Below are 19019 nucleotides of genomic sequence, written 5' to 3'. Positions count from 1 at the left end.
TGGTGTACACCCTGTAGGAGCTGCCGCAGGCTGCGATCTTTTGATCTGCTATCAAGCAGCTTCTGGCTTGTGCGCCACAAACCGCATCATCCATTCCGCCACGGTCGTGCCATGGTGCTCCTGCTCCAGGCTGGCCACGCCTTTGGAATAGATCTGTGACCCCAGCGCGTCCTGGCGCAGATCCAGCAGCGCCCGCGAATAGTCGTGGATAAATTCCGGGTGGCCCTGGAAGCACAGCACCTGATCGTTGATGTGATACGCGGCAAACGGGCAGAAATCGCTGGAGGCAATGACCGTGGCGTTTTCCGGCAACGCCGTGACCTGATCCTGGTGGCTGATCAGCAACGTTAACTCTTCCCGCACCGGGCTCATCCACGGCGCCTTGGCCGCCAGTTTGTAGTTGTGGGTGCCGACACCCCAGCCCTGAGTGGCGCGCTCACTCTTGCCACCGAGCAACAGCGCCAGCAGTTGGTGGCCGAAGCACACGCCGAGCAGCTTGTCGCCACGCTCGTAGCGAGTCAGCAGGTATTGCTTGAGAGTCTGGATCCACGGGTCGGTGCCGAACGAATCGGCCTTGCTGCCGGTGATCAGGTACGCATCGAAGGTCAGGTCGTCGCTTGGGTATTCACCCTGCATCACGTTGTACACGGTGAACTCGGCGGCAATCGGTTGCTGCGAGAACAGGCGCTGGAACATCTGCCCGTAACCCTGATATTGATCGACCAGTTCCGGACGCAGGATGTCGGTTTCCAGAATGCAGATGCGTAGCGACATAAAAAATACCTGACACGTGATGGGAATAATGAACACCCAGAGCCTGCCTTGAAACACCCCGGCAAGGCAAGCCCCGCAGCGCTCAGCCGATCACTTAAAACAACTCGCCTTTCGCGGCTTTTTCCAGCAACAACGCCGGTGGCGCAAAGCGCTCGCCGTACTGCTCAGCCAGATACTGCGCGCGTGCGACGAAGTCCTGCACGCCGTACTGATTGATAAATTGCAATGCGCCGCCGGTCCATGGGGCAAATCCAATGCCGAAGATCGAGCCGACGTTGGCATCTGCCGTCGAAGTCAGTACACCCTCCTCCACGCAGCGCACGGTTTCCAGAGCCTGCACGAACAGCAGACGATCACGCACATCCTTCGGTGAAATCTGCCCGTCAGCCTTCTCGAAACGCGTCTTCAGCTCCGGCCACAGATGCTTCTGACCACCCGCCGGGTAATCGTAGAAGCCCCCGCCGGCGGCTTTACCCGGGCGCTTGTATTCGTTGAGCAGCAAGTCAATCACAGCGAACGCCGGATGCTCTGTCAGCGGTTTCCCTTCCGCTTGCAGGTCCTTGGCCGTTTGCTGATGGATATGGTTCATCAGGCTAAGGGAGACTTCGTCGGAGATCGCCAGCGGCCCGACCGGCATCCCGGCCTTGCGCGCTTCGGTCTCGATCATCGGCGCACTCACACCCTCGCCGAGCATGGCGATGCCTTCGTTGGTGAAGGTGCCGAACACCCGCGAGGTAAAGAAGCCACGACTGTCATTGACCACGATCGGGGTTTTCTTGATCTGCAGGACGAAGTCGAAACCGCGCGCCAGGGTTTCAGCACTGGTCTGCGCACCCTTGATGATTTCCACCAGCGGCATTTTGTCCACCGGGCTGAAGAAATGCAGACCGATGAACTTGCTCTGATCGGGTACTGCCGTCGCCAGTCCGGTGATCGGCAACGTTGATGTGTTGGAGGCAATCACCGCGTCAGCACCGACAATCTTTTGCGCTGCAGAGGAAACGTTGGCCTTCAGTTCACGGTCTTCGAACACCGCCTCGATGATCAGATCGCAACCCGCCAGATCGGCATCGCTCTCGCTGGCCTGGATCCGCGCCAGCACCGCCTCGCGTTTTTCAGCCGTCATCTGCCCACGGGCGACTTTCTTGTCCAGCAATGCCGCCGAGTGGGCCTTGCCCTTCTCGGCCGCCGCCAGGTTGATGTCCTTGAGTACCACGTCGATACCGGCCGAAGCACTGACGAAGGCGATACCGGCGCCCATCATGCCTGCGCCGAGCACACCGACCTTGCGCGTGACATAGGGCTCAAAGCCCTGCGGCCGCGAACCGCCGGCATTGATTTCGTTGAGCTGAAACCAGAAGGTGCCGATCAGGTTTTTCGAGATCTGCCCGGTGGTCAGTTCGGTGAAGTAACGGGTTTCGATCAGGTGCGCGGTGTCGAAATCGACCTGCGCACCCTCCACCGCCGCGCAGAGGATTTTCTCCGGCGCGGGCAGCGTGCCCTGAGTCTTGCTGCGCAGGATTGACGGCGCAATCGCCAGCATCTGCGCGACCTTCGGATTCGACGGCGTGCCGCCGGGAATCTGGTAGCCCTTCACATCCCAGCGCTGCATCGCGCTCGGGTTGGCGACAATCCAGGCGCGCGCCTTGGCCAGCAACTCGTCACGATCCGCCGCCAACTCATCGATCAGACCGGCCTGCAACGCCTGCTGTGGGCGGATCTTCTTGCCTTCGAGCAGATACGGCAGCGCCTTTTCGATCCCCAGCATACGCACCATACGCACCACCCCGCCGCCGCCCGGCAACAGTCCGAGGGTCACTTCCGGCAGACCGAGTTGCACCGCCGCATCGTCCAGCGCCACCCGGTGATGGCACGCCAGACAGATTTCCCAGCCTCCGCCGAGTGCGGCACCGTTGATCGCTGCGACCACCGGTTTGCCGAGGGTTTCCAGGGTGCGCAATTGCCCCTTGAGGCTCAGCACCATGTCATAGAACGCTTTGGCCTCGGGTTTACCGACTTTGATCAGCTCATTGAGGTCGCCGCCGGCAAAGAAGGTTTTCTTCGCCGAGGTGATGATGACCCCGGCAATGCTGTCCTTTTCCGCCACCAGCCGCGCGACGCAGGCGCCCATGGCCTGGCGGTATACGGCGTTCATGGTGTTGGCGCTCTGGCCCGGCATGTCGATGGTCAGCACGACGATGGCGTCCTGACCTTTTTCGTAACGAATGGCTTCGCTCATAACAAGATTCCTTGAATTCGGGGCTCAAAGGCGTTCGATGATGGTGGCAATGCCCATGCCGCCGCCGACGCACAGCGTCGCCAGGCCGTAACGCAGACCCCGGGTTTCCAGCTCATCGAGCAAGGTGCCGAGGATCGCGCAACCGGTTGCGCCCAGCGGATGGCCCATGGCGATCGAGCCGCCGTTGACGTTGACCTTGTCCGGGTCGACCGCCATGTCCTTGATGAACTTGAGCACCACCGAAGCAAACGCCTCGTTGACCTCGAACAGGTCGATGTCTTCCACGCGCAAACCGGCCTTGGCCAGCGCCTTGCGGGTGGCCGGCGCCGGGCCGGTGAGCATGATCGTCGGGTCAGTACTGGTCACCGCCGTGGCGACGATACGCGCCCGAGGCTGCAAACCCAGCGCACGGCCCTTGGCTTCGGAACCGATCAACATCAGCGCCGCACCGTCGACGATCCCGGAGCTGTTGCCCGGCGTGTGTACGTGGTTGATTCGCTCGACGTGGCTGTAAACCCGCAGCGCGGTGGCATCGAAGCCCATCTGGCCGATCATTTCGAAACTTGGCTTGAGTTTGCCCAGGCCTTCCATCGTCGATTCGGCGCGAATGAATTCGTCGTGGTCGAGCAGGATAATGCCGTTCTGGTCCTGCACCGGCACCAACGACTTGTTGAACGAACCGTCGGCCCGGGCACGTGCAGCTTTTTGCTGCGAGTGCAACGCATAGGCATCGACATCCTCACGGCTGAAGCCCTCAAGGGTGGCGATCAGATCCGCGCCAACGCCCTGCGGGGTGAAGTGGCTGTGCAGGTTGGTCTGCGGATCCAGCGCCCAGGCGCCGCCGTCGCTGCCCATCGGCACCCGCGACATCGACTCGACGCCACCGACCACCACCAGGTCTTCGAAACCGGAGCGGACTTTCATCGCGCCGAGATTCACCGCTTCCAGACCGGAGGCGCAGAAGCGGTTGATCTGCACACCGGCGACGCTGACGTCCCAATCCGCCACCTGCACCGAGGTTTTGGCGATATCGGAACCTTGATCGCCAATCGGCGTGACGCAACCGAGTACCACGTCATCGACCTGGCTGGTGTCCAGCGCGGTACGGCTCTGCAGCGCGGTCAACAGCCCCGCGACCAGATTCACCGGTTTGACGCTGTGCAGCGCGCCATCGGCCTTGCCTTTGCCACGGGGCGTACGTAGCGCATCGAAAATCAAAGCTTGGGTCATGACGTCCTCGAACCTGTGCGGTGAGTGAATTTCGTGGTCTCACTGTTGTCCCGCGCCGTCGAGGATTCAATGACCACAGCGCTCAATGATGTTGACGCGCACGCTCAGACGGACGGTCATCCACCCTCAGGTGAACCGGTTCAGGTCGGCGAGTTGTCTAGCAAGCGGTCGGCGCAGAAGCTGGCAATACGCCTCATGTCTTTTTTATTGCCAGCAGCAGCAAATACATACGAAATGGATCTAAGCCGCGCGTGACGCGGGCTCTAAGGTAGTAAATGTACGTCAGGGTCGTCGGGTTTTGCCGGGGCCGACGTTCTTCTACAGGAAGTGCAGCGTTTGCCGTCATGGATATGCAGGCAAACATCAGGAAATAACAATAAAGGCGGTCAAGCCATGTTCAAACAACCGAAAGTTCGTCAAGCCGGGCTCATTCTTTTCGCCACCACGCTGTTGCTTATTTTGCCGAACCTGACCAAGGTCATCGGCTGACTCGCCGGCCGGTGCATTTCATTGCCATCAACAATGTGACTGGCCCGCTTCCCGGGCCAGCGTGGCTGTGCCAACCTTTGCGCACTCCTACGACATGGACGGCGATCATTTGAAAACGCTCATTATGTTCTGGGCCTTGCTGCTGAGCATGCCCTTGTCTGCCGCACAGCTGGATCTGCAGCTGGGCGCAACTCGTCACACCTGGCAGACCGAGGAATTGCTCAAGCACCCTCAGGTACAAACCCTGACCATCAACAATGATGTGTCTTACAAGAAGGACATGATTTATCGCGCCGTCCCGGTCGCGGCGCTGCTCACGGGCATCAAACCGGACGATCATCTGCAAGCGGTGGCGCTGGACGGCTTTGCCGCCGAGCTGAGCGCTGCACCGTTGCTCAATACCAAAGGCGCACGGGCCTGGCTGGCGATCGAAGACCCGGCGCAGCCGTGGCCGCCGCTGTCCGAAGGCAAGCACAGCGCAGGGCCGTTTTATCTGGTATGGACCGACCCGCAGGCCGGCAATATCAGCCCGGAACAATGGCCGTTCCAGGTGGCAAGCATCAAGCGCATGGCGCCAGTGGCCGAACGTTTCCCTGCCCTGTTGCCGGATCCCGCGCTGAAAGCGAATGACCCGGTGAATCAGGGTTTTGCGCTGTTCCAGAAGAACTGCCTGGCCTGCCACCGCTTGAACGGTGCGGGCGATGCGCAGTTCGGGCCGGACCTGAACATTCCGTACAACCCGACCGAGTATTTCGGCGCGGACTTCCTCAAGCGCTACATTCGTGATCCACAGAGTTTGCGCCAGTGGCCACAGGCGAAGATGCCGGGGTTTTCGGCGGAGGTGTTGCCGGAGGGGGATTTGCAGTTGTTGATTGGCTATTTGCAGCACATGGCTGGGCGGAAGATCAAGCCATAAGCGTTGCGGTGATATCACCGGCCTCTTCGCTGGCAAGCCAGCTCCCACAGGATTACCGCGGATTCAGAGTCAGCGCATAACCTGTGGGAGCTGGCTTGCCAGCGATAGCGGTATCCCGGATCTACTGTTGCTGCACGGAAATGACTGGCGTCGGCGACACCAACACCTTCGCATGCATCTGCTCGCTCCCCCCGCCCCGGCGCATGCCGCGCACCGGGCAGGCGTCCAGATAATCCAGGCCCACCGCCAGTTTCAGGTGCCGCTCCGGGCGGGCCAATTGGTTGGTCACGTCAAAGCTGTACCAGGCGTCATCCAGCCATGCTTCGGCCCAGGCATGGCTGGCCAGGTGCTCGGCGTCTTCGCTGTACAGATAGCCGGAAACGTAGCGAGACGGGATCCCCAGGCTGCGTGCACAGGCGAGAAAGGCATGAGTGTGGTCCTGGCAAACCCCGGCGCGCCCGGCGAAGGCTTCGGCGGCACTGGTGTCGACTTCGGTGGAGCCCGGCGTGTAGGTCATGTGCTGATTCAAGCCGTGCATCAGATCGATCAGGGCGGTGCGGTCACGTCGCTGCTTGCAGGATTTGTCGGCAAACGTACGCAACGCTTCGTCCGCCTCGGTCAGGCGAGTGAAGCGCAGGAACGGCAGCGCCGACTGACTCTCATGCTCGGCCTCGCGCAACTCGTCGATATCTACCTGGCCGCGGGCGCCGATGATGATCGCTTCGTGCGGTTCATCCATGGTCAGCACATGCAGAATATTGCCGAACGGATCGAGCTGCGCGCGCACCGGTCGCGGCAGGTCGAGCTGCCAGCTCAACACGTGCTGACGCTCGCTGTCGTGCGGGGTCAGGCGCAGATACTGGATGCTCGCCCGCACCTGATCTTCATAGTGATAGGTGGTCTCGTGGCTAATGGAAAGTCTCATGCAGCCTCCAGGTATGAACTGTGAATCGCGTTGCCCAACTGGCGCACCAGCGGGATGAATTCGGTGAGCCAGGCGTGCAGGCCTTCGGCAAGGATTTCGTTGATGCCGGTGTAGCGCAGACGCGCGTCCATCTCAGCGGCCAGACGTTGCGCCGGACGGCCGTTGGCCCCTGGCAACTGGGCGAGGATCTGGTCGATTTCCTCGGTGCAGGCACGCAACGAACGCGGGACATCGGCGCGCAACAGCAGCAGCTCGGCGACATGCCGGGCGCCGGGGGCGTCGCGGTAGATCTCGGTGTAGGCCTCGAAAGACGACAGCGCCCGCAGCAGCGCACTCCATTGATAGTAAGCGTGGGCGGTGCCGTCACTGACGGCCTCGGCCTGATCGCCAGCCATTTCGTAGCGCGCATCGAGCAGGCGCAGCGTGTTGTCTGCACGCTCGATGAAGGTGCCCAGGCGAATGAAGCGGAACGCATCGTTGCGCATGATCGTGCCGTAGGACGCGCCACGGAACAGGTGCGAGCGCTCCTTGATCCACTCGCAGAAACGGCTCATGCCGTAACGGCTGAGGCCCTGCTCGGCAATGCCGCGAATCTCCAGCCAGGTGGCGTTGATGTTCTCCCACATGTCTGCGGTGATTCGTCCACGCACCGCGTGCGCACTGGCCCGCGCCGCGCCGAGACAGCTGTAGATGCTCGCCGGGTTGGCCGCATCGAGGGCGAAAAAATGCAGCAAGCGTTCGGCATGCAGTTCGCCGTGACGCTCAAGGTAATCGTCGAGGGTGCCGGTAATCAGCAGCGGCATGGCCAGCTCGTGCAGACCGTCGCCGCGACCGTCCTGCGGCATCAGCGACAGCGAATAACTGACATCGAGCATCCGCGCGAGGTTTTCCGCCCGCTCCAGGTAACGCGACATCCAGTACAGATCCGAGGCAGTTCTACTTAACATGGCAAGCTTCCTTCAATCCTCGACCACCCAGGTGTCCTTGGTTCCGCCACCCTGGGAGGAATTCACCACCAGGGAGCCTTCACGCAGGGCGACACGGGTCAAACCGCCGGGCACGACCCGGGTTTCGCGGCCAGACAGTACAAACGGACGCAGGTCGATATGGCGCGGCGCAATGCCGTTTTCGACAAAGGTCGGACAGGTCGACAGTGACAACGTCGGCTGCGCGATGTACGCGTGGGGTTTAGCTTTGATCCGGTCGCGGAATGCATCGATTTCCGCCGCCGTCGCCGCCGGCCCCACCAGCATTCCGTAACCGCCGGAGCCTTGGGTTTCCTTGACCACCAGATCCGGCAGATTGGCCAGTACATGGGAAAGTTCCGAGGGATTGCGGCACTGCCAGGTCGGCACGTTCTTCAGGATCGGCTCTTCGTCGAGGTAAAAGCGGATCATGTCGGTGACAAACGGGTACACCGACTTGTCGTCCGCCACGCCGGTGCCTATAGCGTTGGCCAGCACCACGTTGCCCGAGCGATAGGAGGACAGCAGTCCCGGTACGCCGAGCATTGAGTCCGGGCGGAACGCCAGCGGGTCGAGGAAAGCGTCGTCGAGACGCCGGTAAATCACGTCCACCGCTTTCGGCCCGTCGGTGGTGCGCATGAAGACCTTGTCGTCACGCACGAACAGATCCGCGCCCTCCACCAGCTCGACGCCCATTTCCCGTGCCAGAAAGGCGTGTTCGAAGAACGCACTGTTGAAGCGCCCCGGCGTCAGTACCACCACGCTCGGGTCGTCGATCGGGCTGGAGCTTTTCAGGGTGTCGAGCAACAGGTTCGGGTAGTGATCGATAGGCGCGATGCGCTGGGCGGCGAACAGCTCCGGAAACAGGCGCATCATCATCTTGCGGTCTTCAAGCATGTAGCTGACGCCGCTCGGGGTACGCAGGTTGTCTTCGAGCACGTAGTAGGTGCCGTCGCCGTCGCGCACCAGATCAACGCCGGAAATATGCGAATAGATATCGCGGTGCAGGTCCAGGCCCTGCATCGCCAACTGGTACTGCTCGTTGGCCAGCACCTGTTCGGCGGGAATGATCCCGGCCTTGATGATGCGCTGCTCGTGATAGAGGTCGGCAAGGAACATGTTCAGCGCCTTGACCCGCTGGATACAGCCACGCTCGACGATCCGCCACTCGCTGGCGGGAATGCTGCGCGGAATGGTGTCGAACGGAATCAGGCGCTCGGTGCCCTGCTCGTCGCCATAGAGCGTGAAGGTGATCCCGGCCCGGTGGAACAGCAGGTCGGCCTCGCGCCGCCGTTGCGCCAGCAACTCGTCAGGCGTGTCGGCAAGCCAGCGGGCGAACTCCCGGTAATGCGGGCGAACCTGGCCGCCGGCATCGTACATTTCATCAAAATAGGTGCGGATCATGCCGTACTCCTTGTCACCCGGACCTACAGGCCTTCGCAAGGCCCGTGCCATCGGCATAAACGCTTTGATTTCAATCGGTTGGATAATCAAGCCGCAAGCACCGCACCATTCCTGTGCGGCAAATGCTCCAACAGGATTGCCCCCGCTTCATTGCGACGCACTGCATCGCCTATCACCAGCATAGTCAGAGTTGATTTCACTGCTTGCGCCGGGCTGCGGATAATCGGCGCATTCGCTGAAAACTTCCCCACTGAAGGCTTCAGCTCCACTGATCCGGACTGCCCGCGCAGTCCCCGCAGGCCGTAACCCTGACCGGTTTCCTCTCCTTATCGGTCTTCCCTTTTAGCCACCCTCTCCGGTGGCTTTTTTTTGCCTTTCTGAAATGTTTTGAAAGTAAAAAGCAAAAGATCGCAGCCTCCAGCAGCTCCTGCAGGTGATTGGTGCAGAAGCTGCCGGAGGCTGCGATCTTTTGATCTTTGAAAACGACAACGGCCAACCCGAAGGTCAGCCGTTGCTCAATACCTGAATCCAGAGATCAGTTCAGACGATGGCGGTTGCGCACCTCCTGCTTGACGCCCCAGCCTTCGATGATGCCGCCCAGCGGCTCGACCACGGCAGAAAAGCCCTGCTCGAAATCGCCAATGTCGTCATAGGTCGCGTGCATCACTTTGCTCAGTTCCAGTGACCACGCGCCATCTTCGCGCGCACTGACCTGGGCATTGATGGATTCACCGCGAAATTTGCCCGCCGCCCTGCGCGCCCGCTCCTCGTCCGGAAAAATGGCGTAGAACTCGATGGGATGGAACCGGGAAAAGTCGAAACCGCCTTCTTTCATGCGGCGCAGTACGTTGCTGCTGATGTCTTCTTGATAGGCTGTGCTCATGAAACGTCCCCCTCGGATAGATGGATAGACTTTCCGTATTCCCGCCCCGGGCCTTACAGGCCAGAAGTACATCGGCAAACCGGTTGCCGGCGGGAAACAAGCATGTAGCTGACAAGACCAGACCTTAGCGATTCGTTCGCTGATCTCGCTTGCAGAGTAGCCCCAAGATAGAGCTGCTGCCAAGGCCTGGTTGTTGCGGATGAAAGGAAGATTTTCAGATTGGAGTGATGCTGCGGATCTTGATGCTGTTCTGGGTTTCGAGGCTTTTGACGCCAGCATCAGGGGTTCGCCCTTCCAGATCGTTCAGATCCAGTTTGGCGGCCACCGGCAGGAGCCGTTCCTTGATCAGGCGTGCAGCCTCGTCGTCACTGGGGCATTCCGCGCGCTCGAACACCTCATCGACAATTTCACCATGATCGTCCACGAAAGTGACTTTCCACTTTTGCATCGGTGCCTCCTCGATCAAACCCGCAAATGGGCTTACTACTATCTCGACTTTTGGCGAGATTGATCGTTCAAAAGGATTGCAGCGCACGAACATGAAAAAAAATTAACCGATGGGGAAACAGGCTTGTGTGGCGAGGGGATTCATCCCCGATGGGCGCGAAGCGTCCCTGAATTCAGCGAACGCATAGTGTCAGTTCCAACGCGTCTGCCGATTTTCCGACTGCTGCGCAGCCGGTCGGGGATAAATCCCCTCACCACAGGGGATCTATCACCGATCCGGGAATAGTGCGTCAGTCGTTGCTCGGCTTGTTGATCGCCTGCAGCACGTACTGTGGCAGCGCGAACGCGCCGATGTGGATTTCCGGGTTGTAGTAGCGGGTGACGATGCCGCTGCCGATGAAGCGCTGCTGCAAGGTTTCACGGCTCAGTTTGCGGTAGGCCGGGTTGGTCGAGCCCCAGGCGAAGGTCATCGAACCGCCAATGTAGGTCGGCACGGCCGCTTGATAGAAGTGCCAGTCCGGGAACAGGCTGCGCAGGCGACCGGCGGTGGTTTTGACTTCATCGATCTGCATGAACGGCGTGCCGTTCTGGGTCACGAGGATTCCGCCTTCGTTCAGGCAACGGTGACAGGCCTGGTAGAAGTTCTCCGAGAACAGCACTTCGCCCGGACCGATCGGGTCGGTGGAGTCGGAGATGATCACGTCGAATTTTTCTGTGGTGGTGGCGACGAAACGCATGCCGTCGTCGATCACCAGATTCAGGCGTGGATCGTCATAGGCGCCCTTGGAGTGGTTCGGCAGAAATTCCTTGCACATGTCGACCACGGTGCCGTCGATCTCGACCATGGTGATGTGCTCGACGCTGGCGTGCTTGGTCACTTCGCGCAGCATGCCACCGTCACCGCCGCCGATGATCAGCACGCGCTTGGCTGTGCCGTGGGCGAGGATCGGCACGTGGGTGAGCATTTCGTGGTAGATGAATTCGTCGGCTTCGGTGGTCTGGATCACTCCGTCCAGCGCCATCACCCGACCCATGCGCGGGTTCTGGAAGATCACCAGGTGTTGATGTTCGGTGCGCACTTCGTGCAGCAGTTTTTCCATGCGAAAACGCTGGCCGTAGCCTTCGTAGAGGGTTTCCAGGTACTCGCTGGTCTTGGTGACGGTCATGGTCAAGTGCTCCGATGAATGCGCGGGCGCCAATCGTGGGGGACGATTGCCCGGGAAAGGCGCGCATTCTACGTTGCCGAAGATGACAGGTCGAACCTCTGTTTATCGACAATCCACAATCCATGTAGGAGCTGCCGAAGGCTGCGATCTTTTGATCTCTGTTTTAAAAAAAACAAAGTCAAAAGATCGCAGCCTTCGGCAGCTCCTACAGGGGTATTACAGTGTTCTTCAGACCCGCACATTGCCCCGCGGCCCGGCAATCGCCCAGATGATCAGACCCAGCACCGGCAGGAGGATAATCAGCAGGACCCAGAGGATTTTCATCCCGGTCTCGGCACCGCTTTTCAGTACGTTGATAATGGCCCAGATGTCGAGGGCAAGAATGATCAGGCCAATCAGCCCGTTGAACGTGGAACCCATGGTGTCACTCCAGATTAGTGGCATGCACTTTTAGGATAGACGGTCGCGCGCAGGGTTCCCTTTTATTGCGTTCAGACGTGAACGGCGACTTTCAGCGCTTCCAGGGACGGCGCCGCCGCGATGCCGACTTCGGCACACAGCTCCAGCACTCGTGGCACGTCGTTGCCGTAGACCAGCACCACTTGCAGCTCGTCATCGAGCAGCTGACTGAAGTTCATCAGCGTGTAACCGCCGTTTTCCTTGTTCAGGCTGCTCATCTGCACCTGAATGCGGTTGAGTGCGGTCAGTGCCTCGGTCTTGGCCAGTTGCTTGGGCTTGAGGTTGAATTCGACGCCCGGGCCGAACGAGGCGACGATCTGCGCGAACAGGTCAACGTAGGTGTCGGCCTGGAACAGCACGGTGTCCGGCAGGCTGCCGACCACCACCCACTCACCCAGCGGAATCGGGAAGGTGTCGTCGTAGTTGATGTCCGGGTTGGCCGCGAGGAACGCATCGGCATCGGCGTAGGCCTGCGCCGCTTCGTCGGCCACGTTCAGGATCTCGTCCTCGCCCATGCAGCCGGAGCTGATTTTGCTAATGAGTTCGACGAGTGCGGCTTTCATGAGGGCGGATCCTGTGGAAGGTTGAATTTGAGGGCGCGGAGGATAGCGCACAAAGCAAAAGATCGCAGCCTGCGGCAGCTCCTACAAGTTCCGCGCCCATTTGGCGAACGAATGTGAGACCTGTAGGAGCTGCCGCAGGCTGCGATCTTTTGACCTTATCAGCCCAACAGCTTTTCCAGCTGCGCCGTGGTATCGACCGCCCCCATGGTCCGCGCCGCATCCAGCGCGGTGATGCCATTGGCATCTTTGGCTTGCGGATCCGCGCCTTTGCCGAGCAGGTAATCGACGATTTCAACGCGGTTGAACATCGCCGCCATCATCAACGCCGTGCGTCCGTCAAAGGACGAGCCTTCGATCTCGGCCCCCGCTTCCACCAGCGCCTTGACCACCGCCAGATCGCCTTTGAACGCGGCACCGGCAATCGGGCTCTGGCCGTTGCCGTTGCGCATTTCCGGGTCGGCCTTGTGCTTGAGCAGCACCTGCACCGCGTCGACGTGGCCGTAGTAACTGGCGAGCATCAAGAGCGTGTCGCCCTTGCTGTTTTTCAGGTTCACCGGCAAACCGGCGCTGATCAGCCGATCAAGCATCAGCGCATCACCTTCGCGCGCCTTGTTGAAAACCTGCTCGGTGAATTCGGCAGCTTCTTCAGGGGTCATCTGGCGGCTTTGGTCAGACATGGGCAACTCCACTTTCGGTTATTCGCAAAGCCGACAGTTTCCCGAGCGCGACGATAGCTGTCACCCCCTTTTTCTCAAGTCCGGCCATAGCCAATCTCAATAGCGGTACTTGCCCTGATGAATATCGGTCAGCACCTGATCCGTCACCTGCACGTAAGTCTGAGTGCCGGGCAACCAGGCATAGATTGGGTCATCCCCCGTCTGGGCGGGGTCGAAGCCCTCGTTTTTCAAACGGGTCTTCTGGTATTTGAACGTCCCGGTGGTTTCCATTTTCACCTTCACCCGCAGGAACAGCGGCACCGCATAGGCCGGCATGCGCTGACGGGCGAATGCGAGCAATTCAGTGAAATCCAGGGTCGCCAGTGACTCGGCGGGCGTAATGGCGGCCATCCCGGCGCGACCGTTGGTGTTGCGCACTTCCACACCGTAGGCCACCGCCTCGGAAATGTGCGGATGCTGCAACAACAGGTTTTCCACTTCCGTGGTCGAGACGTTTTCGCCCTTCCAGCGGTAGGTATCGCCGAGGCGATCGACAAACTGCGCATGGCCGAAACCGATATTGCGCAGCAAGTCGCCGGTATTGAAGAAGCGGTCGCCCTTGCTGAACACATCATGTAGCACCACTCTGGCGGTTTTCTCTGGGTCGGTGTAACCGTCCAGCGGGGCCTTTTCATCGATCCGTGCCAGCAGCAAGCCCTGCTCGCCCTTGCCGACCTTGCGCATGAAGCCGTTGGCGCTGCGCAGCGGCTGCCCGCTGTCGTGGTCGTATGCCACCAGTTCCCAGGCCATCAGCGAGAAACCAATGGTGTTGTCGAAGTTGAGAATGTTGCTGAAGCCGATATTGCCGTCACTCGCCGCGTACAGCTCGCAGATGTGCTCGACGGCAAACCGGGTCTTGAACTCGGCCCAGGCGCCGGGACGCAAGCCGTTGCCGATCATCTTGCGCACGGCGTGACGGCTGTCATCGGCGCTGGGTGGTTGATCGACCAGATAGCGGCACAATTCGCCGACATACCCGAGGGTGGTCGCGTTATAGCGACGCACGTCCGGCCAGAACTGGCTGGCGCTGAACTTGCGGCGGATGGCGAACCCGGAAGCACCGTTGATCGCCGAGCCCCAGCACACGCAGAGCCCCGTGGCGTGGTACAGCGGCAAAGTGCAATAGACGACGTCGTCGGGCGTAATGTTCAGGGCGATCATGCCGAAGCTGGCCGAACTGCGCATCCAGCGACCGTGCTTGAACACCCCGGCCTTGGGCAGGCCGGTGGTGCCGGAGGTGTAGATGTAAAAACACGGATCGTTGAAGAACACTTCGCCGCTGCTGGGCGGGTTGTCACCGGACGCATCGGCACTGGCACTGATCAGGTTGAGGTAGCCCTCGGGCGCAATGCCCGGGTGGCTGTAGGTGTCGCGGTCAGCGATAAACCAGGTGCGCTGCGCCGGGATCGACACCTGCTCGCGGATCGCGGCAAACGCCGGCTGCAGTTCTTCACCGAGCACGATCGCCACTGGCGCCACCAGATTGATGCTGTGAATCAGCGTATCGCGAGTCTGCGAGGTGTTGAGCAATGCGCTAACGGCACCGAGTTTGGCCAAGGCCAGAATGGCCACCAGCAGTTCCGGGCGGTTTTCGATGAACACCGCGACCACATCGCCCTTGCCGATGCCCTGCGCACTCAAATAGTGGGCGATGCGATTGGCCCATTGGTTGACCTGCGCGTAGGTCAGCAAGACGTTGTCCTGCAGGATCGCCAGGCCTTCAGGGTTACGCAGGGTTGCCTGCTCGAAGGTCCAGCCGAGGCCACACGTTTGGGTCGGATCCGTGACGTTGGCGACTTTCATGCCCTTGACCACCCGCGGGATGGCTTTGGCGATTGTCGGCAGTTTGCGGAGCATCATGCTCCAGGTAATCGTGTCGCTCGGCGCGTGACTCATGGCAGTTCCCCGTTCGACCTGGCTGGCCGGTTTCTTATTGTTCGGGCCGTGGCATGACCTGCGTTGCGGGCAAGGTCGGGATCGAAAATACGACAGCGCTTCTCAAGCTGTACACGCGGTTTTTGCAATGTTTTGTATCCGCCCGCTCATGCCTGGCAGCGGAGATTGCGCCTTTGCCATTTGGTTCCGTCCAACTGAAGAGAATCCCGCAAAATGCAGGATGCACGATGGCCATTCATGCAGTTTGCACGACCCGTGCAAATTTCATGATTTTCAAACCATTGATTTTAAAGGATTTTTTATTTTTCAAATACTGGCACAATCGCTGCAACCTCCTCTGCATGCTTGCCCTTCAAGTGCATACGGAGCTGAAAGACATGAGCCTGATTCAAGAAAAATTTACCTCCCTGTTCTCCAACTTCAACGTCACCACTGCACCGCGTCCTGATGGCGGGATTTTGCTGACCTTGCGCAGCAGCGAAGGCAAAGTGTTCAAGCGCGCCTTGACCTACCAGCAAATGCACAACGCCGACCAACTGTCATGGGCAATCAGCGCCATCCGTCGTGACCTGGCAGAAGAAGCCAGTGAACTGCCGCAGATTGCAATGCTGCAAAGCCAGCAGCGTTTTGCCCTGCCGACGTATCACTCGCTGTAAAAATGTAAACGCATTAAACAAAAAAGGCCGTGAAGCATCTGCTCCACGGCCTTTTGTTTGTACGCAATGCTTATGTAGGAGCTGCCGAAGGCTGCGATCTTTTGATCTTGATCTTTAATACCAAATCAAGATCAAAAGATCGCAGCCTTCGGCAGCTCCTACAGGGGTTGTGTGTGGTTAGAAGGCTTCGGGTTCGATGCCGGTGAAGCTGTCGACGGTGATATGGCTTCCCAGCTCCCCACCCTCGCGAGCCAGGCCGCAGGTCTGCAAACCGGCAGCCTGCGCGGCATCCAGTTCCTCGACGATGTCCGACAGAAACAGAATCTCCCCCGGCTCGACGCCAATTGCCTGTTGGATGTTGCGATAGGACTGTTCTTCGCGTTTAGGCCCCGACGTGGTGTCGAAGTAACCGCTGAACAGCGGTGTCAGATCCCCCGCCTCGGAGCAGCCGAAAATCAGCTTCTGCGCCTGGATCGAACCCGACGAATACACAAACAGTTGATAACCGGCCTGATGCCAGCGCTTGAGCGCTTCAACGGCATCCGGGTAGACGTGGCCTTTCAACTGCCCGGCTTGATAGCCCTGCGCCCAGACCATGCCTTGCAGCGCTTTGAGCGGCGTGGCCTTGCGGTCTTCGGCGATCCAGCTCAGGAGGATTTCCACCACCCGTTCAACATCGGCCTGCGGCTCGTTGTTGTCGCGGCGCACGGCGGCGATCTGCTCGGCGACATCGGCGCGCTCGGCATTCTGCCGCACGAAGTCCGGCAGGTGTTTGGCCGCATACGGGAACAGCACATCAAAAACGAAACTCACCGCGCTGGTGGTGCCTTCAATGTCGGTGAGGATGACTTTGATCGACATCGGCTCAGTCCTCCAGACGCGGGAAGCGCCCGGCGATGTCTTCGCCGGTGAAGTTGGCGACCCAGCCTTCCGGGTTGTTGAACAGGCGAATCGCCACGAAATGCGGGTGCTCGCCCATGTCGAACCAGTGTTTGGTGCCGGCCGGCACCGAGATCAGGTCGTTCTTCTCGCACAGCACCGCGTACACGTAATCGTCGATGTGCAAAGTAAACAGGCCCCGACCGGCGACGAAAAAGCGCACTTCGTCCTCGCCATGGCGGTGTTCTTCAAGGAACTTGGCGCGCAGTTCGGCTTTTTGCGGGTGATCGCTGTTGAGGCTGATCACATCGACGGTGATGTAACCGCGCTCGGTCATCAGCTTGTCGATCTGCTCCTGATAGGCGCTGATCACCTCTTCCTGGCTGGCACCGGGCTGGATCTTCGTCGCGGCTTGCCAGCGGTCGAAGCGTACGCCCTGCTCGGCGAGCGTCGAGGCGATGTCTTCGAAATGGGTCAGCACCTTGTTCGGAATCTCGGGGCTGGATACGTGATAAACGGACAGGCTGCTCATGGGCAATTCCTCGGTAACGGCCTTGCCGTCCGGTTCTTGCAGACCGGTCGGGCAGTGCATTTCATCAGGCAAATGGGCGGCTTCTGGTGAAGTCAGCCTTGGCGGTTCATGACGCTGCGGGTTTTCAACTCGCATTCAAACAGAAATTCAAAAGCCTCGATCTGCCGCAGGGCATCGCTCATCTGCGCACCCCAGGTGTAGAGGCCGTGGCCGCGAATCAGGTAACCGACGCAATCGGGATGGGCGTCGAGCCAAGGCTGCACCTTGGCCGCGAGGCGCGCAATGTCCTGATCGTTGTCGAAGATCGGCACGCGCACCCGGGATTCGTGGGTGGAGATGCCGCTGAAGGCTTTTTGCAGTTCGTAGTCTTCGAACTCGATAAAGTCTTGCGGTGTCAGCCGCGACAGGACCGTGGCGTTCACCGAATGGGTGTGCAGCACCGCACCGATTTCCGCGCGCCAGCTGTAGAGCTGAGTGTGGAGCAGGGTTTCGGCCGAGGGCTTTTTGCCCGGTTCCAGGCTGTTGCCGGACAAATCCGTGGCGAGCACATCGTCCAGGCCCAACTGGCCCTTGTGCTTGCCGGACACGGTCAGCAGCGCTTCGCTCGGCGACAGGCGCGTCGAGTAATTGCTGCTGGTGGCCGGCGACCAGCCGCGACCATAAAGAAAACGCCCGGCGTCGACGATTTGCTGGGCGAGCTGTTCACGCGTAAGGCTCATGGCCTGTCCTCTTGCATACGTGTGGCAATGATAACGGCAGCAGCGAGCGCCGCGAGACTGGCAATACTAAAGGTCAATGTCGCGCCGAGGGCATTCCAGCTGTAACCGGAATACAACGCACCGAGCGCGCCACCGGTGCCGGCCAGCGCGGCGTAAAGCGCCTGACCCTGACCTTGCTGACGCGCACCGAAGCTACGTTGCACGAACGCGATGGCAGCCGCATGAAAGCTGCCGAAGGTCGCCGCGTGCAGCACTTGCGCAAACAACAGCAGCCACAGGAATTCGGCGAACGAACCTAGCAGCAACCAGCGCAGCGCCGCCAGCAGAAAACTCACCATCAGCACCCGACGCAAGGAAAACCGCGCGAGAATCCGGCTCATGGCCATGAACATCAGCACTTCCGCCACTACACCGACGGCCCACAGCATACCGATCACACCACGGCTATAACCGAGTCGCTCAAGGTGCAAAGTCAGAAACGTGTAATACGGGCCGTGGCTCATCTGCATCAGCGCGACGCAGGCGTAAAACGCCAGCACACCAGGGCTGCGCAGCTGCTTGAGGAAACCTTCGCCGCTTGGCCGGTTACCTTGCGGGGGTTGCGCGTTCGGCACCCACAGGCTGCTGAGGACGATGCCGGCCATGATCAGCACCAGCGCGGCCGGGTAGATATCGAGACTGAGCCATTCGAACAAACGGCCCAGCGCGACCACGGTGATGATGAAACCGATCGAACCCCACAGGCGAATCTGGCTGTAGCGCGAGGTTTGTCCCTGCAAATGCGCAAGGGTGATGACTTCGAATTGCGGCAATACCGCATGCCAGAAGAACGCATGCAGCGCCATGACCATCGCCAGCCAGGCGTAGGTCTTGCTGACGAAAATCAGCGAGAACGTCAGCAGCGTGCACACGGCGCCAAAGCGCACGATGGCCAGGCGTTTGCCGGTGTAGTCACCGAGCCAGCCCCAGATGTTCGGCGCCACACAGCGCATCAGCATCGGGATCGCCACCAGTTCGCCGATGCGCGCGGGGCTGAAGCCGAGGTGATCGAAGTACAGCGCCAGAAACGGCGCTGTCGAACCGAGCAAGGCGAAATAGAACAGATAGAAACTGGACAGCCGCCAGTACGGGAGCGCCGCCACGGTCAGGCCGCGACGGCTT

The 19019-nt window shown here is 60.1% G+C and carries 19 protein-coding genes; 2 read left to right on the top strand and 17 right to left on the bottom strand.

The genetic code is table 11. From position 1 onward, the window contains the following. Positions 1–51 precede the first annotated feature (51 nt). From ACYZUM_RS05500 to ACYZUM_RS05490, 3 genes are all read right to left on the bottom strand, one after another. Complete coding sequence (locus ACYZUM_RS05500; RefSeq protein WP_041068915.1) at positions 52–774, bottom strand: amidotransferase; 723 nt, start codon at positions 772–774, stop codon at positions 52–54. A 94-nt stretch (positions 775–868) separates the two neighbouring features. Beyond that, entirely contained in the window at positions 869–3013 is a 2145-nt protein-coding gene (locus ACYZUM_RS05495) for a 3-hydroxyacyl-CoA dehydrogenase NAD-binding domain-containing protein (protein ID WP_108182138.1), read from the bottom strand. A gap of 24 nt (positions 3014–3037) precedes the next feature. After that, on the bottom strand, positions 3038–4243 hold the full coding sequence (locus ACYZUM_RS05490) for an acetyl-CoA C-acetyltransferase (RefSeq protein WP_108182137.1): 1206 nt from the start codon (positions 4241–4243) through the stop codon (positions 3038–3040). Between the two features lie 583 nt (positions 4244–4826). On the opposite strand from ACYZUM_RS05490, the gene ACYZUM_RS05485 reads away from it, so the two are divergent. After that, positions 4827–5648 carry a c-type cytochrome gene (locus ACYZUM_RS05485; RefSeq protein WP_108184373.1) on the top strand — a complete coding sequence of 274 codons (822 nt, stop codon included), beginning with the start codon at positions 4827–4829 and terminating at the stop codon, positions 5646–5648. A 121-nt stretch (positions 5649–5769) separates the two neighbouring features. Here ACYZUM_RS05485 and ACYZUM_RS05480 read toward each other — a convergent pair whose 3' ends face one another. The 10 genes from ACYZUM_RS05480 to ACYZUM_RS05435 all read right to left on the bottom strand — a co-directional run bounded on the left by ACYZUM_RS05480 (position 5770) and on the right by ACYZUM_RS05435 (position 15072). Next, positions 5770–6573 (bottom strand): transglutaminase family protein, encoded by an 804-nt coding sequence (locus ACYZUM_RS05480; protein ID WP_108182136.1) that lies wholly within the window; start codon positions 6571–6573, stop codon positions 5770–5772. Next, positions 6570–7520: an alpha-E domain-containing protein gene (locus ACYZUM_RS05475; RefSeq protein WP_007960702.1), complete on the bottom strand. Its 951-nt coding sequence runs from the start codon at positions 7518–7520 to the stop codon at positions 6570–6572. The genes ACYZUM_RS05480 and ACYZUM_RS05475 overlap by 4 nt, the downstream gene beginning before the upstream one ends. 12 nt (positions 7521–7532) lie before the next feature. Beyond that, positions 7533–8942, bottom strand: a complete 1410-nt coding sequence (locus ACYZUM_RS05470) for a circularly permuted type 2 ATP-grasp protein (protein ID WP_108182135.1) — start codon at positions 8940–8942, stop codon at positions 7533–7535. A 535-nt stretch (positions 8943–9477) separates the two neighbouring features. After that, entirely contained in the window at positions 9478–9825 is a 348-nt protein-coding gene (locus tag ACYZUM_RS05465; RefSeq protein ID WP_041068892.1) for a ribonuclease E inhibitor RraB, read from the bottom strand. Positions 9826–10039: 214 nt separating this feature from the next. Further along, positions 10040–10273: a hypothetical protein gene (locus ACYZUM_RS05460; RefSeq protein ID WP_041068889.1), complete on the bottom strand. Its 234-nt coding sequence runs from the start codon at positions 10271–10273 to the stop codon at positions 10040–10042. A gap of 289 nt (positions 10274–10562) precedes the next feature. Next, entirely contained in the window at positions 10563–11438 is an 876-nt protein-coding gene (gene speE / locus ACYZUM_RS05455) for a polyamine aminopropyltransferase (RefSeq protein ID WP_041068886.1), read from the bottom strand. 228 nt (positions 11439–11666) lie between these two features. Continuing rightward, on the bottom strand, positions 11667–11858 hold the full coding sequence (locus ACYZUM_RS05450; RefSeq protein WP_007960694.1) for a PLDc N-terminal domain-containing protein: 192 nt from the start codon (positions 11856–11858) through the stop codon (positions 11667–11669). A 71-nt stretch (positions 11859–11929) separates the two neighbouring features. Continuing rightward, positions 11930–12460, bottom strand: a complete 531-nt coding sequence (locus tag ACYZUM_RS05445; RefSeq protein ID WP_047292960.1) for a hypothetical protein — start codon at positions 12458–12460, stop codon at positions 11930–11932. A 158-nt stretch (positions 12461–12618) separates the two neighbouring features. After that, positions 12619–13137 carry an ankyrin repeat domain-containing protein gene (locus tag ACYZUM_RS05440; protein WP_108182133.1) on the bottom strand — a complete coding sequence of 173 codons (519 nt, stop codon included), beginning with the start codon at positions 13135–13137 and terminating at the stop codon, positions 12619–12621. 96 nt (positions 13138–13233) lie between these two features. Continuing rightward, positions 13234–15072 (bottom strand): long-chain-acyl-CoA synthetase, encoded by a 1839-nt coding sequence (locus tag ACYZUM_RS05435; protein ID WP_142580004.1) that lies wholly within the window; start codon positions 15070–15072, stop codon positions 13234–13236. 377 nt (positions 15073–15449) lie between these two features. Here ACYZUM_RS05435 and ACYZUM_RS05430 point away from each other — a divergent pair, with 377 nt between their 5' ends. Further along, the gene (locus ACYZUM_RS05430) at positions 15450–15728 is read left to right on the top strand and encodes a DUF3509 domain-containing protein (RefSeq protein ID WP_027613327.1); all 279 of its coding nucleotides are present in this window, start codon (positions 15450–15452) and stop codon (positions 15726–15728) included. A 177-nt stretch (positions 15729–15905) separates the two neighbouring features. Here the strand turns inward: ACYZUM_RS05430 and mtnC are convergent, their stop codons facing one another. The 4 genes from mtnC to ACYZUM_RS05410 all read right to left on the bottom strand — a co-directional run bounded on the left by mtnC (position 15906) and on the right by ACYZUM_RS05410 (position 19000). After that, entirely contained in the window at positions 15906–16589 is a 684-nt protein-coding gene (gene mtnC, locus ACYZUM_RS05425; protein ID WP_108182131.1) for an acireductone synthase, read from the bottom strand. A gap of 4 nt (positions 16590–16593) precedes the next feature. Next, positions 16594–17139, bottom strand: a complete 546-nt coding sequence (locus tag ACYZUM_RS05420) for a 1,2-dihydroxy-3-keto-5-methylthiopentene dioxygenase (protein WP_047293056.1) — start codon at positions 17137–17139, stop codon at positions 16594–16596. A gap of 92 nt (positions 17140–17231) precedes the next feature. Beyond that, positions 17232–17858 (bottom strand): methylthioribulose 1-phosphate dehydratase, encoded by a 627-nt coding sequence (locus ACYZUM_RS05415; RefSeq protein WP_041068872.1) that lies wholly within the window; start codon positions 17856–17858, stop codon positions 17232–17234. Next, on the bottom strand, positions 17855–19000 hold the full coding sequence (locus tag ACYZUM_RS05410; protein ID WP_108182130.1) for an MFS transporter: 1146 nt from the start codon (positions 18998–19000) through the stop codon (positions 17855–17857). The genes ACYZUM_RS05415 and ACYZUM_RS05410 overlap by 4 nt, the downstream gene beginning before the upstream one ends. Positions 19001–19019: the final 19 nt, after the last annotated feature.

The sequence above is a fragment of the Pseudomonas sp. m6p genome (genome assembly GCF_055760375.1).
The sequence above is the reverse complement of the archived record's forward strand: the minus strand, read 5'-3'. Positions and strand labels throughout refer to the sequence as shown.

Bases quoted from the DNA above. Each gene is read 5' to 3' on its own strand.
- ACYZUM_RS05485 (WP_108184373.1), top strand. From the start codon at position 4,827: ATGGACGGCGATCATTTGAAAACGCTCATTATGTTCTGGGCCTTGCTG.
- ACYZUM_RS05415 (WP_041068872.1), bottom strand. From the start codon at position 17,858: ATGAGCCTTACGCGTGAACAGCTCGCCCAGCAAATCGTCGACGCCGGG.
- ACYZUM_RS05435 (WP_142580004.1), bottom strand. From the start codon at position 15,072: ATGAGTCACGCGCCGAGCGACACGATTACCTGGAGCATGATGCTCCGC.
- ACYZUM_RS05430 (WP_027613327.1), top strand. From the start codon at position 15,450: ATGAGCCTGATTCAAGAAAAATTTACCTCCCTGTTCTCCAACTTCAAC.
- speE (WP_041068886.1), bottom strand. From the start codon at position 11,438: ATGACCGTCACCAAGACCAGCGAGTACCTGGAAACCCTCTACGAAGGC.
- ACYZUM_RS05420 (WP_047293056.1), bottom strand. From the start codon at position 17,139: ATGAGCAGCCTGTCCGTTTATCACGTATCCAGCCCCGAGATTCCGAAC.
- ACYZUM_RS05490 (WP_108182137.1), bottom strand. From the start codon at position 4,243: ATGACCCAAGCTTTGATTTTCGATGCGCTACGTACGCCCCGTGGCAAA.
- ACYZUM_RS05470 (WP_108182135.1), bottom strand. From the start codon at position 8,942: ATGATCCGCACCTATTTTGATGAAATGTACGATGCCGGCGGCCAGGTT.
- ACYZUM_RS05480 (WP_108182136.1), bottom strand. From the start codon at position 6,573: ATGAGACTTTCCATTAGCCACGAGACCACCTATCACTATGAAGATCAG.
- ACYZUM_RS05475 (WP_007960702.1), bottom strand. From the start codon at position 7,520: ATGTTAAGTAGAACTGCCTCGGATCTGTACTGGATGTCGCGTTACCTG.
- ACYZUM_RS05495 (WP_108182138.1), bottom strand. From the start codon at position 3,013: ATGAGCGAAGCCATTCGTTACGAAAAAGGTCAGGACGCCATCGTCGTG.
- ACYZUM_RS05445 (WP_047292960.1), bottom strand. From the start codon at position 12,460: ATGAAAGCCGCACTCGTCGAACTCATTAGCAAAATCAGCTCCGGCTGC.
- ACYZUM_RS05465 (WP_041068892.1), bottom strand. From the start codon at position 9,825: ATGAGCACAGCCTATCAAGAAGACATCAGCAGCAACGTACTGCGCCGC.
- ACYZUM_RS05500 (WP_041068915.1), bottom strand. From the start codon at position 774: ATGTCGCTACGCATCTGCATTCTGGAAACCGACATCCTGCGTCCGGAA.
- ACYZUM_RS05460 (WP_041068889.1), bottom strand. From the start codon at position 10,273: ATGCAAAAGTGGAAAGTCACTTTCGTGGACGATCATGGTGAAATTGTC.
- mtnC (WP_108182131.1), bottom strand. From the start codon at position 16,589: ATGTCGATCAAAGTCATCCTCACCGACATTGAAGGCACCACCAGCGCG.
- ACYZUM_RS05440 (WP_108182133.1), bottom strand. From the start codon at position 13,137: ATGTCTGACCAAAGCCGCCAGATGACCCCTGAAGAAGCTGCCGAATTC.
- ACYZUM_RS05450 (WP_007960694.1), bottom strand. From the start codon at position 11,858: ATGGGTTCCACGTTCAACGGGCTGATTGGCCTGATCATTCTTGCCCTC.